This is a genomic window from Salinifilum ghardaiensis (assembly GCF_054491345.1).
This window is the reverse complement of the sequence record NZ_CM137101.1, coordinates 3,455,601-3,469,199: the sequence shown is the minus strand read 5'-3', so window position 1 is coordinate 3,469,199 and position 13,599 is coordinate 3,455,601. Positions and strand designations below refer to the sequence as shown.

The following is a 13,599-nucleotide window of genomic DNA, read 5'->3' as shown; positions in this document are numbered from 1 at the left end:
CGCTCCTGCTCCCGGTGCCGCGGGCTCGTGGCGCGCCTCGGCGCCGCGGGCGGGGACGCCCGCGCGGACGCGGCGCGCGGGCGTCCGGGAGTTGCGCCCTCCGGGTGATCGAGATCCCAGTGCGTCGAGCGGCGCGGCAGCCGGGATATCCTGGCGCGGGGAGAAGCCGATCAGCGCCGGCCGGGGGTAGTCATGTCGCACCGAGGGAACCGCAGAGCAGCGCTCGCCGAAGCCGCGATCGCGGTGCTCGCCCGCGACGGGGGCCGAGGGCTGACGCACCGGGCGGTCGACCGGCAGGCGGGGTTCCCCGAGGGGACCGCCAAGAACTACTACGTCACGCGCAGCGCGCTGCTGCGCGCCGTGGCGCACCACGTCGCCGAGGACCACGCCGCGGCGATGCGGCAGTTGCGGGAGACCGCGCCGGCCGGGCTCACGCCCGACGACATCACCGCCCTGTACGCCTCGATGCTGCGGCGCATGACCACCAGCGCGCGCAGCCAGTTCCTCGCCCTGTTCGAGCTGCACCTCGAGGCCGTGCGGGACGCGGACATCAGCGCCGCGCTCGGCGAGGTGGCCGAGGCCAACGCCGACACCGCGGTGGCCCTGCACGCCGAGGTGGACCAGCAGTTCAGCCGCCCGGCGGCGGGGCTGCTGGACGCGGGCATGCTGGGGGCGGCCCTGTCCGCGCTGAGCCTGCCGCGCGCGACGCTGGAGCGCAGCGGGCTCGACGACGCGGACCTGCTCGCGCGGGCGCTGCTGACCGCATCGCGCAACCTGCCGCCGAGCGCCACCTCGATCATGGGGCTGGTCGACGGGCGGGCCAGTTGAGCGGTGGCGGTTCGGGGCGATCATGTGACGCGCGGTAACCTGCGCTCGGCTGGCGTCGCGGACGCAGCCTCGTCACCGCGGGTGACCAGCGATACGTGGATGCGCTGGGGCAAGGGCCGCCTCGACCGGAAGTGATTGCGGAGAACATGTCGAATCCGTCAGCAGACAACGAGTTCGCCAACGACAACCCCGGAGGCGAGTCGGGCTCCTCGGCGGACTCCCCGACCGCCGTGTTCACGCGACTCGCCGACGTTCCGCTGGACGCGGTGGACAAGCTGATCGAGACGACGCAAGCCGTGTACGACGACCTGAACAGGGTCATGGGGCACCCGTACTGGGGGCACCTCGTCTTCCACCAGGGCGCCGCGCTGCGCGCGATGCACGAGGCGCGGGACTCGCTGCTCGGGCTGCGCGCCGAGGCCACCGGTGCCCGCAACACCGAACTGGGGGTGACTGTCACGACCGCGGTCGTCGACGGCGAGCGGTACTACGCGCACACCTCGGCGGACAAGACCTCCCTGGTCGACCAGGTGCTGCGCACCCCCGGCCCGCGGGCGCGGCACCTGTACGTGTGGGACCGGCCCTACGTGGACGAGGACGGTCCGGCGCCGGCCGTGCAGATCCGCGTGGTCGTGGACACCGACGCCGAGGTCGGTGCGCTCAACTACACCGAGGAGATCGAGGACGGCGAACTGGCGTCCTGGCAGCCGCAGAACCCGGAGCCCGTGGCGGAGGCGCCGCGGTTGCGCTTCGACGCGGGCAGCGCCCTGCAGTTCCCCCGCGACGCGGTGCTGCCGTTCCGGGAGCTGCGCGCCGCCCTCGACGAGTTCGTCCGCAGCGGGCAGCAGCCGGAGGCGGTCACGTGGCAGGTCGCCCGGTGGGGTGATTTCTGAGGCGATCCGGCCTCACCGGGCACGGCTCAGAGCGCGTCGATGATCGCGGGCCGCTCGCTCCGGTCCATCCGCACCGCCACGTCGGCACGGCTCTCCGGCGCCACCTCCTGCCCGTAGCGGTGCAGCGCGGGCAGGGTCCACTGCTCCTCGTCCGGCACCCGCTTGGGCAGGGCCGCCTCCGGCACGCCCAGGTGCACCGCGAACTCGAACGGCAGCCCCGCGCCGAGCAGCAGGGGCCCGTCCACCAGGAGCACCCCGCGCGGCGGCAGCGGCACCCGCGCCGCCCGGGGCGAGCGGTCGCGCTCGGCGTTCCACAGCGCCGGCAGCACGGTGCCGCGTCCCCGCTCGGTCGCCGGGTCGAGCGCCTCCCGCCGGAGCCCGGCGAGGTCGAACCAGCCGCTGTAGTACGACTCCGGGTCCTGCTGGCCGAACTCCAGCCGCAGCGAGGCGGGGCGCAGGTAGTCGCGCATCCGCACGCGCACGGCCTCCCGCCCCCGCGTGCGCAGCGGCGCGACCAGCTCGTCAGCCAGCTCGCCGGTGCCGAGGCCGCGAGCCCCGTCGACGGCCACCCGCAGCCGCGTGCCGCCCGCCGCGTCGATCCGGTCGGCCAGTTCGGTCAGCAGGTCCTGCCGGGACACCGAGCGCACGCGCATGCCCCGTTTCTACTAGAAGGCTTCGTCAGCTCGTTTTGCGCACGGTTGGGGGCGGGTGGCTGGGGGGTAGATGGGAGGAACCTCCCGAGGCGTTCCGCCTAGCGCAGCGCAGGACCCGTCATCCGCAGCGTGCGCCGCGCGGCGTCGAGCTCGGCCACCGCCCCGAGCGGCACCGTGGACTGCCCGGTGCAGTGGCCGAACCCCACCTCCCCCAGCACCGGGACGCCGAGCTCGCCGAGGACGTCGGACATCGTCGCCCGCACCTGCTCGGGTGGGCCGCACCGGGTCCACGAGCCCAGCGCGACGCCGCCGGCGCGGTCGAACCAGCCGGCCCGGCGCAGCTGGGTGAGGAACCGGTCCAGCTGGTACGGGTCCTCGGTGACGTCCTCGAGCAGCGCGATCCCGCCGGGCGGTGGGGCCGGCGCGTCGGGGGAGCCGAGCGTCCCGGCCGTGACGCTCAGGTTCCCGCCGCAGGTGGGCCCGCGAGCCGTCCCGGGCACCAGGCACTCCGCCGCCGCACCGGCGAGCTCGAGCGCCGCCCCCGGCTCGAACAGGCTGCGGCGGAGGTGCTCGCGGGCGGTCGGGTCCTCGGTGAAGGCCGGCGTGGCGAGCATCGGTCCGAACAGGGTCACCACTCCCAGGTGCGCGGCGAACGCGTCGTGCAGCGCGGTGACGTCGCTGGACCCGACCAGGACCTTCGGCCCGGCCGCGGCCATGGCCCTCCAGTCGAGCCGGTCGAGCACCCGCATGGTGCCGTACCCGCCGCGCGCGCACAGCACCGCGCGCACCTCCGGGTCGCACCAGGCCGCCTCCAGGTCAGCGGCCCGCTGGGCGTCCGTGCCGGCCAGGTACTCCACTCGGGGGTGCCGGGCGCGCACGTGCTCGCCGAGACGCACGTGCAGGTCCCACTCGCGCACCTGCCGCAGGCCGGTGTCGAGCACCTCCCCGGGCACGGGACCGGCCGGGGCCACGACGGCGACGGTGTCGCCCTCGCGGAGCCGCGGCGGGCGTTCGCGGTCGGCGGTCGGCACGGGGCGGCTCCTCGGGTGCTGCGAGCGGAGGGCTGCGGTGGGGCGGACCACGCGGGTCGCGGGGGTGTTCGCGCACGGCGAAACCACCCCGCATCCTGCCATCGGTGCTGCGCACCGGTGGCGATCGGCAACACCCCCGGGCACGGTTTCGCACACCGGGGTGCGAAACCCGGACCGGGCGCACACTCCGGGTCCGCCGTGGCTTAGTGTCGGCGGTGCCATGGCTCGTGTCATCCACGTATTCCGCCAACCCGACCGCTTCGTCTCCGGAACCGTCGGGGAACCCGGGGAGCGCACCTTCTACCTCCAGGCGACCGAGAGCCTGCGCACCGTCAGCGTCCAGCTGGAGAAGCAGCAGGTCTCCGTGCTCGCGGAGCGCATCGGTGCGCTGCTCGACGAGGTGCAGCGCCGGTTCGAGCTCGAATTCCCCGCGGAGACCCCCGAGGAGCTGATCGACACCGATCCGCTGGAGGTCCCGGTGGAGGAGGAGTTCCGCGTCGGCACGATGGGCCTGGGCTGGGACGCCGAGACGGAGGCCGTCGTCGTGGAGGTCCTCGCGATGACCGAGGAGGAGATCGACGAGTCCATCGTCCTCGACGACACCGAGGAAGGGCCCGACGCGCTGCGCGTGTTCCTCAGCCCGATGTACGCCCGGGCGTTCGCCGAGCGCGCCGAGCGGGTCATCAACGCCGGGCGCAAGCCCTGCCCGCTCTGCAACGAACCGCTGGACGCGGAGGGGCACATCTGCCCGCGGCAGAACGGTTACCGGCGCACCGACGAGGTGTGATCGGCGTGCTGCACACCGACGAGCACGCCCGCGAACTGCTCACACGGGGGCAGCTCGACGTGCGCGGCCGCCTCGTCGCGGCCTCCAACGCCACGCTGCTGTGCGGTGTCGAGTCCGACGGCGTCCGCGCCGAGTGCGTCTACAAACCGGTGCGCGGGGAACGCCCCCTGTGGGACTTCCCGAACGGCACGCTGGCCGGCCGGGAAGTGGCCGCGGCGCTCGTCTCCGACGCGCTCGGCTGGCACCTGACCCCGCCCACGCTGCTGCGGGACGGCCCGTTCGGGCCGGGCATGGTGCAGCTGTGGGTCGACGACCACAGTGGCGCCGGCCTCGTCGACGTGGTCCGCCCCGAGGAGACCCCCGAGAGCTGGCGGATCGTGCTCCACGCCGAGGACGAGGAGGGCGAACCCGTCGTGCTGGCCCACGCCGACGACGAGCGTCTGCAGCGCATGGCCGTGTTCGACGCGGTCATCAACAACTCCGACCGCAAGGCCGGGCACATCCTGCACACCGCCGGCGGCCGCGTGCTCGGCGTGGACCACGGGGTGAGCCTGCACACCGAGGACAAGCTCCGCACCGTCCTGTGGGGCTGGACCGGTGAACCCCTGCCCGCGTGGGCCGTCGAGCAGCTCCGCGAGCTGCGCAGCCTGCTCGAGGGGTCCCTGGCCGCGCAGCTGGTGGAGCACATCGACGCCGCGGAAGTCCGGGCCGCCGCCGCGCGCGTGGACCGGCTGCTGGAGAGCGGCACCTTCCCGGAACCGCCGGAGGCCTGGCCCGCGATCCCCTGGCCGCCGTTCTGACCCGCCGCGCACGCGCCGGAACCGTCCGCTCCGCAGGGCCGGCGGGTCAGCGCTCCTCCGGTCGTAGGACCCGCGGACGCCGAGCTCGCCACGTCCGGGCGGAACGTGCAGGCTGGCCGGTGTGCACTCCCGGCAGCGACGCTTCCCGGCGCGACCGCTGCGCCTGCAGCGCGGCGCCTACGCGGACCGCCTCGCGGAGGCGCCTCCGGGGTGGTTCGACGTGCTGCGCTTCGCCTGGACCGCCGAGGAGCGCGCCCGGCGGGAGGCCGTCGACGAGATCCCCGTGCGGCGTGCGGAACCCGCCCCCGTCGGCGAGCGCGACACCGCCCTGACCTGGGTCGGCCACGCCACCTACCTCATCCGGATGCAGGGCGTGGCCGTGCTGGCCGATCCTGTGTGGTCGGCGAGGATCCCCGGCGTGCCGCAGCGGCTGACCCCGCCGGGAGTGGAGTTCGACGACCTGCCGCCGATCGCGGCGGTGCTCATCTCGCACAACCACTACGACCACCTCGACGAGCCGACCGTCCAGCGGTTCCCGCGCAACACGCCGATGCTCGTGCCCGCCGGTCTCGCGCGGTGGTTCGAACGCCGCGGGTTCACCTACGCCGTCGAGCTGGACTGGTGGGAGTCCGTGCGGATCTCCGGCCTGCGGTTCACCTTCGTCCCCACCCGGCACTGGAGCCGCCGCCTGCCGTGGGACACCGGCGCCAGCCTCTGGGGCGGCTGGGTCATCACCAGCAGCCGCAGCCGCGTGCTGCACACCGGCGACACCGGGTACGGGCGCCACTTCGCCGAGATCGGCCAGTGGTACTCCGGCATCGACGCGGTCATGGTTCCCATCGGCGGCTACGAACCGCGGCAGCAGCTGCAGCAGATGCACATGACCCCGGAGGAGGCGGTGCACGCGGTCCGCGACCTGGGTGCGAGCTACGGAGCGAGCATGCACTGGGGCACGTTCCCGCTCAGCCGCGAACCCGCGGCCGAGCCGCTGCAGCGGTTCCGCGCCTACTGGACGCGGCTCGGCCTCGACGAGCAGCGGAGGTGGGACCTGGCGGTCGGGGAGACGCGCGTGGTCCCCCACCTGAAGCGGGGCCCGTGAACGCCCGCTCGGCGGAAAACCAGTGGACGGGCGGGTGAGACTGGCGGGCGTGATCCCCGAGCTCGAGCGCGATCCGCTGCCGCTGCGCGGCCGGGTCGCCGTGGTCACCGGGGTGAGCCGCCGCGCGGGAATCGGCTGTGCGATCGCCCGGCGGCTCGCCGCTCTGGGCGCGTCGCTGCTGCTGCAGCACCACCAGCCGCACGACTCCGCCCAGCCGTGGGGTGCCGACGACCTCGAGGACGTGCACGCCGGGGTGCGCGCGTGCCTGCGCGACGAGGCCCACCTCGCGGCGACGGCCGCCGACCTGGCCGAGCCGGACGCGCCGCGGCAGGTGTTCGAGGCCGCCTTGCGCGCGCACGGCCATGCCGACGTCCTCGTCTGCAACCACGCGCGCAGCGGATCGGACGGAGCCCTGGGCGAGCTCGACGCGGCCGTGCTCGACGGGCACTGGGCCGTGAACGCCCGTTCGTCGATCCTGCTCGCCCAGGAGTTCGCCGCCCAGCACGACGGGAGCCCCGGCGGACGGGTGGTGCTGCTGACCTCCGGCCAGCAGCAGGGGCCGATGCCCGGTGAGGTGGCCTACGCCGCGTCGAAGGGCGCGTTGGCGGAGATCACCCTGACGCTGGCGGACCAGCTGGCCGACGCGGGCATCACGGTCAACGCGGTCAATCCTGGGCCGGTTGATACCGGCTACCTCGACGCGACCACGTGGCAGGAGGTCGCACCGATGTTCCCGTTCGGCCGTTTCGGCGAGCCGGACGACCCGGCGCGGCTCATCGCCTGGCTCAGCACCGACGAGGCACGCTGGATCACCGGGCAGGTGATCAACACCGAGGGCGGGTTCGGCCGCTGGCGGCCCCGCGGGAACCGCCCGCGGGGCGGTGACCGGTAGCCGCCCCGCTCGGCGGCCGCCTCCCTCAGTCCACGAGCGCCTGGTGGACGAGCTGGCGCAGCTGCGACTGCAGCGGGTGCGTGCCGGACGGCAGCAGCTGGGTCAGGAACACCACGGTGATCTCCTCCGCCGGGTCGACCCAGAAGACCGTGCTGGCCGCGCCGCCCCAGGCGTACTCACCGGCCGAGCGGGGCACCTTGCCCGCCACCGGGTCCTCGACCACCGAGAACCCGAGGCCGAACCCGGTGCCCCCGTCGCTCGCGCTGGGGAGGTCCCCCAGCGTCATCGAGTCGAGAGTGGCCCCGCCGGGCAGGTGGTTGCGCGTCATGTACCGCACGGTCCGGCTGCCGAGCAGCCGCACCCCGTCCAGCTCGCCGCCGCGCAGCAGCATTTGCGTGAACCGGTGGTAGTCGTGCGCCGAGGAGATCAGACCACCGCCGCCGGAGAGCATCTTGGGCTGCTCCAGCGCGAGCTCGTGCGCGCGCTGCGCCCGCGGGTGCGGGGCGGCGCGCTTGGCCTCGTCGGCGACGTGGAGCGTGGCCAGGCGCTCGCCGTCGGCCGGGGCGGCGCTGAACCCGGTGTCGTGCATGCCCAGCGGTTCGAAGATGCGCTCCCGGAAGAACGCGTCCAACGACTGCCCGGAGGCGACTTCGACCACTCGTCCCAGCACGTCCGTGGCCAGCGAGTAGTTCCACCCGGAACCCGGGTCGAACAGCAGCGGCAGGCCGGCCCACACGTCGCAGCACTCGGCCAGGTCCAGCCCCTTGGCCATCCGGTCGTCGAACCCGGCCGCGCGGTACATCGCGTCCACCGGGTGGCGGTGGTGGAAGCCGTAGGTCAGCCCGGCGGTGTGGGTGAGCAGGTGCCAGATGCGGATCGGCTCGGTGGCCGGCCGGGTCCGCGGCGCGTCGGGCGTGCCGCCGAGGTACACCCGCGGTTCGGCGAACGCGGGAAGGAACCGGCTGACCGGGTCGGTCAGCTCGAACACGCCCTGTTCGTGCAGCATCATCGCCGCCACCGAGGTGACCGGTTTGGTCATCGAGTAGATGCGGAACAGCGTGTCGGTGAGCACCGGGGTCCCCGCGTCGACGTCCTGCCAGCCGCGTGCGGACAGGTGCGCGACCTTGCCGCCGCGCGTGACGAGCGCGAGCCAACCGGGCAGGCGCCCGTCGTCGACGTATCCGGCGAAGTGCTCGTCGAGCCGGCGCAGCCGCGCCGCGTCGAAACCGACCTCGCCGGGGGAGACCTCGATGTCCATGCAGTTCACCTCGTTGTCGCGGGACGGGACCGACGGTCTTTCTACCGCTCGTCGGGGCCCGGCCGAAAGCGCTGCCACCGTCGCGCACCGGACGCCACCGCGGCCGGGGCGGGGCGTTCCTCGGGAACGTCCCACCGCACGCCGCGTGGCAGGGGCCGCACCGCGTGCGATGCGGACGGCAGCGGCGCGTTCGTCGGCGCGGCGGCTAGGGTCGAAGGCATGCAACCCTGGTCGTCGGTTCCCGTGCCCCAGGTGCCGGGCACGCCTCGTCCGCTGCAGTTGTACGACACGTCCTCCGGAGCCGTGCACCGCACCGACCCCGGTCACGTGGCGCGGATGTACGTCTGCGGCATCACGCCCTACGACGCGACCCACCTCGGGCACGCCGCCACCTACCTGGCGTTCGACCTCGTGCACCGGATCTGGCTGGACAACGGTCACCGCGTGCACTACGTGCAGAACGTCACCGACATCGACGACCCGCTGCTGGAGCGGGCCGCGCACGACAACGAGGACTGGGTCGTGCTCGGGATGCGCGAGACCGCCCTGTTCCGCGAGGACATGGCGGCGCTGCGCGTGCTGCCCCCGACCGACTTCGTCGGTGCGGTGGAAGCCATGCAGGAGATCACCGAGGCGGTGGGCAAGCTGCTCGCTTCGGGCGCGGCCTACCGGGTGGACGATCCCGAGCACCCGGACATCTACTTCCGCCACCAGGCCACCGGCCGGTTCGGCTACGAGTCCGGCTACGACCACGAGACCATGAGCGCGTTCTTCGCCGAACGCGGCGGCGATCCCGAGCGCCCCGGCAAGGAGCACCCGCTGGACGCCCTGCTGTGGCGCGCCGCGCGCGAGGGCGAGCCCTCGTGGGACTCGGAGCTCGGCCCCGGCCGCCCCGGCTGGCACCTGGAGTGCTCGGTGATCGCGCTGAACCGGCTCGGTCTCGGGTTCGACGTGCAGGGCGGCGGCTCGGACCTGATCTTCCCGCACCACGAGTTCAGCGCGGCCCACGCCGAGGCGATCTGCGGGGAGTTCCCGTTCGCCAAGCACTACAGCCACGCGGGGATGCTGGGCCTCGACGGGTCGAAGATGTCGAAGTCGCAGGGCAACCTGGTCTTCGTCTCCCGCCTGCGCGGGGACCGGGTGGACCCGATGGCGATCCGGACGAGCCTGCTCGACGGGCACTACCGCGCGGACCGGTCGTGGACGGCCGATGTGCTCACCGCCGGGACCGCCCGGTTGGCGCGCTGGCGGCAGGCCGTGTCCGCCGAGAGCGGCCCACCGGCCGAGCCCGTGCTGGACCGGCTGCGCGAGCGCCTCTCGGACGACCTGGACACCCGGGGGGCCCTGGCCGCGGTCGACGAGTGGGCCGATGAGGCCCTGACCGGCCGGGGTGAGGACACCGCAGCTCCCGCGCTGCTGCGCACGGCCGTCGACGCACTGCTGGGCGTGCGGCTTTGATCGGTGTCGGGGGTGGTTGGTGAACTGATCGTCGTCTCCGCGGCGCGGGGACGACGACGGTGATGCCCAACCCCGAGGTGAGAAGTGAGCACGACGCGTCGGAGGCCGCCTGCGGTGTTCGAGGTGCTGCGCGCCCGGTACGTGCCCAGACTGCTGTCGGCTTCGCTGCTGGGGCGGTTGCCCACCGGGATGGCGCCGCTGGCGATCCTGCTGGCGGTCCGCGACAGCGGCGGGGGCTACGGGCTGGCCGGTGGGCTCACCGCGCTGTACGCCGGCAGCGCCGCCGTGTGCGGACCGGTGCTGGGCAGGTTGATCGACCGGACGCGCCAGCCGCCGATGCTGCTGGGCTGCGCGGTGGCCTCCGCGGCGGCTTTCGTCGTCCTCGCCGTCGCGGATCCCGCGGCCCGTCCCGCGGTGGGGGCGGGGGCCGCCGTGCTCGCCGGTGGCGCCACGCCCCAGCTGGAGCCGTGCCTGCGCGTGCTGTGGGAGCACGTGCTGAGCGGGCAGCGGGTGGTCCGCGCGGCGTTCTCGCTGGACGCGGGGACGCAGGAGCTCATCTTCGTCTGCGGGCCGCTGGTGGTCCTGGCTTCCGTCGCCGTCGCGGGCCCGTCGGGCGGGCTGGTGATGGCCGGAGCGGTCGGCTTGGCCGGCACGGTGTGGTTCGCCACGGCGCGGCCCGCGCGGCGGTGGCGGGCGGAGGAGCGCGAGCGGCATTGGGCCGGGCCGCTGCGGCACGCGGGCATGGTGCGGCTGTTCATCGCGCTGGTGGGTGTCGGGGCGACGATCGGCTCGTTCACGGTGGGTATCACCGGCTACGCGGAAGCCGCCGGGCAACGCGACGCCGCGGCGTGGTTGATCGCGCTCAACGCCGGCGGCGCCCTGCTCGGCGGGCTGGTCTACACGGCCGTTCCCGCGGCGCGGCGGGAGGACCGGCGCGTCCTGCTGCTGCTGGCGCTGCTCGCCGCGGGCTACCTCCCGCTGGTGCTCGCACCGCCGCTGCCGGTGATCGTGCCGCTGGTGCTGCTCAGCGGGTGCGCGTTGCCCATGGTGCTGGCCTCGGCGTTCGCGCTGGTGGCGGCGATGGCGCCGGAGGGCACGATCACCGAGGCGCACGCCTGGATGATCACCTCGTTCGGCGTGGGCAACGCCGCCGGGTCGGCCTTGGCCGGCGTCGTGCTCGACCTCGCCACGGCCTGGCCCGCGTTCGTCGTCGGCGTGCTGACCGCGGGGCTCGGCGCGCTCGTGATGCTCGCGCGCCTGGAACCTCGCGCGGACCCGGTGCGGGTTTCGGCGTAGCAACCCGTCGTCGCCGGTGGAAGCGAAGCAGCGCCCGCGAGCGGCCAGCTCGCGGGCGCTGCCGTGCGCGGGACGCCTCGCGGGAGTCCGCCGGCGGGCTTCAGCCCGGTCCGGGACCGGTGGGGCCCTTGCCGGGGCCGCCGGGACCGCGGCGCCGCAGGTACCGCTCGAACTCGGCGGCGATCGCGTCGCCGCTGGTCTCGGTGAGCTTCACCTCGGCGTCACCGCGCTCTTCGAGGGCGCGGACGTAGTTGCGGACGTCCTCGTCCTCCTCGGCCATCTCGCTGACGGTCTGCTCCCACTCCTCGGCCTGGTCGGGCAGGTTGCCGAGCGGCACCTCCACGTCGAGCGCCTCCTCGACGCGGTGCAGCAGCGCCAGCGTGGCCTTCGGCGAGGGCGGCTGCGACACGTAGTGCGGCACGGCCGCCCAGAAGGACACGGCGGGGATGCCGACCTGCACGCAGGCGTCCTGGAAGATGCCCAGGATGCCCGTGGGCCCCTCGTACCGGGACCGCTCCAGGCCGAAGCGGCTGGCGGACTCGGCGTCGTAAGCCGCACCCGTCACCGGAACCGGCCGGGTGTGCGGGGCGTCGGCCAGCAGTGCGCCGAGGGTGACCACGGTTCGAGCGCCTACTCGCTCCATGAGGTCCACGAGCTCCGCGCTGAAGGCGCGCCAGCGCATGTTCGGTTCGATCCCGTGCACCAGCACCACGTCGCGCTCGCCGCTCGGCGGGCGGCACACGGTCAGCCGCGTCGTGGGCCAGGTGATCTCCCTGGTGACGCCGTCGACGAGCTTCACCGTGGGGCGGCTGACCTGGAAGTCGTAGTAGGGATCCGGGTCGATCTCGCTCAGCGATGTCGCGTCCCAGATGAGCTGCAGGTGCTCGATCGCGGAGCTGGCCGCGTCGCCCGCGTCGTTCCAGCCTTCGAAGGCGCAGACGACGATGGGATCGGTGAGCTCGGGGAGCTCGGCGCGCTGTTGGTCTGTGGAGGGTGGGTCGCGATCGGTCACGGCGCCAGCCTACGACGTCCCCCCCGGGGGATGCCTAATTCCTCGGGGCGAGCGGTGTGCACAGCGCGAACGCTGCCGGATGGGGCGCGTGCGCTGCTCTCCTCCGGCGTGTCGTAGCGCGGGCCGACGGGTTGCGGGGCCCGGGCTCCGGGCCGGAGGCCGGGGGCGGCGGAGCCGGCGGGATGTCCGCTCTGGGCGAACGGTTTCGTGCGCGCGTGCGCGCAGGTGGGACTCGCCGTCCGGCGGCGGGGCCGGAGCTGGAGGGGCCGGCCCCGCCGAGCCCTGGCGCCGGCTGGTCCGTGCCGGTGGGGCGTGCACCGGCGAGGCCCCGCACCGAAGTGCCCTGCGCCGGCGATTCCGGCGCTGCCGGGCGGACGCGGCGGGGAGCGGCGCTCCGGCGGCGTGCGGGCGGGGGAGCGGACGCGCCGCGGAGGCGTGCCGCGATTCCGGTGCGGAATGCGGATCGGGCGAGCACGGTGCGCGCGCGGAAGAATGCGCAGAGTGCGGCTGGGCGGAGAAAGCGGCGCGGCGGGGTGCCGGCGCGTTTCTGGCCGGGGAATTATCGGGAAACACCGCCGGTCCCCGCGTAAATCCGGCGCGTCCGTTTTGTCCCGTTGAGCTTCGTTTTACCCGATGGGGTGCAATGCGTCAATTCTGTCCGCACCCCACCCGTTGGGAATGCGTCCCCCGGCCTGGTAGGTTTCTTATCGTGCAATCACGGATCGGCGAACACCTGCGCGCGCGCCCACAATTATCCGCTTTCCGGAACGCCTCGCTCCAGTGCACCTAGGAGGCCATGTTGCAAGCTGTTTCTGCGCCGCACCAACATTCCATCCCGTTGCCGGCGCGGGACGTCAAGCCGCGTTCTCGCGGCTTGACGATGGTCATCGACAGCGGGTTGGCAACGAGCCACTTCCGTGACATCATGGCCAGCTTCGGCGACTTGATCGACCTCGTCAAGTTCGGTTGGGGGACGTGCCTGGTCACCCCCGATATCGGGGAGAAGGCCGCGGCCGCGGTGGACAACGGCGTCGACTTCTACTTCGGCGGCACGCTGTTCGAGAAGTTCCTGCAGCGGGGCCGCCTCGACGAATGGTACAAGCTGTGCTTCGACAGCGGTGCGAGCACGGTGGAGATCTCGAACGGAAGCGTGGATCTCACCAACGCGGAGAAAGCGCGGCACGTCAGCCGTTTTGCCGAGGATTTCCGCGTTCTTTCCGAGGTCGGTTTCAAGGATCCGGCCCGTTCGCAGGAGCTCTCCCCGCAGGAATGGATCGACAGCATCCGCCGCGACCTGGACGCCGGGGCCAGCCACGTCATCACCGAGGCGCGGGAGAGCGGATCGAGCGGCATCTGCAGCGCCGGCGGTGACCTCCGCTGCGAGCTGATCGACGAGATCGCCGGCGCGGACGTCGACCTGAACGCCCTCGTCTTCGAGGCCCCCACGAAGCAGCTGCAGACGCATCTGCTGGGGCAGCTGGGGCCGCAGACGAATCTCGGCAACATCCGTCCGGACGACGTGATCGGTGTGGAAACCCTGCGCCTGGGGCTGCGCGCCGACACGTTCGACGTTTTCTAAGGAGAGTCTGCAC

At 73.5% G+C, this 13,599-nt stretch carries 13 protein-coding genes; 9 read left to right on the top strand and 4 right to left on the bottom strand.

Features of this window, described 5'->3' with window-relative positions:
• The first annotated feature begins 192 nt into the window (after positions 1 to 192).
• Both ACVGV0_RS15740 and ACVGV0_RS15735 read left to right on the top strand, forming a co-directional pair.
• Complete coding sequence (locus ACVGV0_RS15740; RefSeq protein ID WP_459156446.1) at positions 193 to 828, top strand: TetR/AcrR family transcriptional regulator; 636 nt, start codon at positions 193 to 195, stop codon at positions 826 to 828.
• Between the two features lie 146 nt (positions 829 to 974).
• Entirely contained in the window at positions 975 to 1,721 is a 747-nt protein-coding gene (locus ACVGV0_RS15735; protein WP_459156445.1) for an Imm1 family immunity protein, read from the top strand.
• A 26-nt stretch (positions 1,722 to 1,747) separates the two neighbouring features.
• On the opposite strand, the gene ACVGV0_RS15730 is transcribed toward ACVGV0_RS15735, so the two are convergent.
• Positions 1,748 to 2,374: a nucleoside/nucleotide kinase family protein gene (locus ACVGV0_RS15730; RefSeq protein WP_459156444.1), complete on the bottom strand. Its 627-nt coding sequence runs from the start codon at positions 2,372 to 2,374 to the stop codon at positions 1,748 to 1,750.
• A gap of 98 nt (positions 2,375 to 2,472) precedes the next feature.
• Entirely contained in the window at positions 2,473 to 3,405 is a 933-nt protein-coding gene (locus tag ACVGV0_RS15725; RefSeq protein ID WP_459156443.1) for a S66 peptidase family protein, read from the bottom strand.
• Between the two features lie 220 nt (positions 3,406 to 3,625).
• Here ACVGV0_RS15725 and ACVGV0_RS15720 point away from each other — a divergent pair, with 220 nt between their 5' ends.
• The 4 genes from ACVGV0_RS15720 to ACVGV0_RS15705 all read left to right on the top strand — a co-directional run bounded on the left by ACVGV0_RS15720 (position 3,626) and on the right by ACVGV0_RS15705 (position 6,983).
• Positions 3,626 to 4,192 (top strand): DUF3090 domain-containing protein, encoded by a 567-nt coding sequence (locus ACVGV0_RS15720; RefSeq protein WP_459156442.1) that lies wholly within the window; start codon positions 3,626 to 3,628, stop codon positions 4,190 to 4,192.
• The gene (locus ACVGV0_RS15715) at positions 4,192 to 4,992 is read left to right on the top strand and encodes an SCO1664 family protein (protein WP_459160024.1); all 801 of its coding nucleotides are present in this window, start codon (positions 4,192 to 4,194) and stop codon (positions 4,990 to 4,992) included. The genes ACVGV0_RS15720 and ACVGV0_RS15715 overlap by 1 nt, the downstream gene beginning before the upstream one ends.
• Positions 4,993 to 5,113: 121 nt before the next feature.
• Positions 5,114 to 6,091 (top strand): MBL fold metallo-hydrolase, encoded by a 978-nt coding sequence (locus tag ACVGV0_RS15710; RefSeq protein ID WP_459156441.1) that lies wholly within the window; start codon positions 5,114 to 5,116, stop codon positions 6,089 to 6,091.
• Positions 6,092 to 6,143: 52 nt separating this feature from the next.
• Positions 6,144 to 6,983 carry an SDR family oxidoreductase gene (locus tag ACVGV0_RS15705; protein ID WP_459160023.1) on the top strand — a complete coding sequence of 280 codons (840 nt, stop codon included), beginning with the start codon at positions 6,144 to 6,146 and terminating at the stop codon, positions 6,981 to 6,983.
• Between the two features lie 25 nt (positions 6,984 to 7,008).
• Here ACVGV0_RS15705 and ACVGV0_RS15700 read toward each other — a convergent pair whose 3' ends face one another.
• Positions 7,009 to 8,241 (bottom strand): serine hydrolase domain-containing protein, encoded by a 1,233-nt coding sequence (locus ACVGV0_RS15700; RefSeq protein WP_459156440.1) that lies wholly within the window; start codon positions 8,239 to 8,241, stop codon positions 7,009 to 7,011.
• A gap of 219 nt (positions 8,242 to 8,460) precedes the next feature.
• Here ACVGV0_RS15700 and mshC point away from each other — a divergent pair, with 219 nt between their 5' ends.
• Entirely contained in the window at positions 8,461 to 9,699 is a 1,239-nt protein-coding gene (mshC, locus tag ACVGV0_RS15695; RefSeq protein WP_459156439.1) for a cysteine--1-D-myo-inosityl 2-amino-2-deoxy-alpha-D-glucopyranoside ligase, read from the top strand.
• An 84-nt stretch (positions 9,700 to 9,783) separates the two neighbouring features.
• A complete protein-coding gene (locus ACVGV0_RS15690; protein WP_459156438.1) occupies positions 9,784 to 10,995 on the top strand; it encodes an MFS transporter in 1,212 nt (403 codons plus the stop codon).
• Between the two features lie 100 nt (positions 10,996 to 11,095).
• On the opposite strand, the gene ACVGV0_RS15685 is transcribed toward ACVGV0_RS15690, so the two are convergent.
• Complete coding sequence (locus ACVGV0_RS15685; protein WP_459156437.1) at positions 11,096 to 12,007, bottom strand: PAC2 family protein; 912 nt, start codon at positions 12,005 to 12,007, stop codon at positions 11,096 to 11,098.
• Between the two features lie 796 nt (positions 12,008 to 12,803).
• Here ACVGV0_RS15685 and ACVGV0_RS15680 point away from each other — a divergent pair.
• Positions 12,804 to 13,586: a phosphosulfolactate synthase gene (locus ACVGV0_RS15680; protein ID WP_459156436.1), complete on the top strand. Its 783-nt coding sequence runs from the start codon at positions 12,804 to 12,806 to the stop codon at positions 13,584 to 13,586.
• The last annotated feature ends 13 nt before the right edge of the window (positions 13,587 to 13,599 follow it).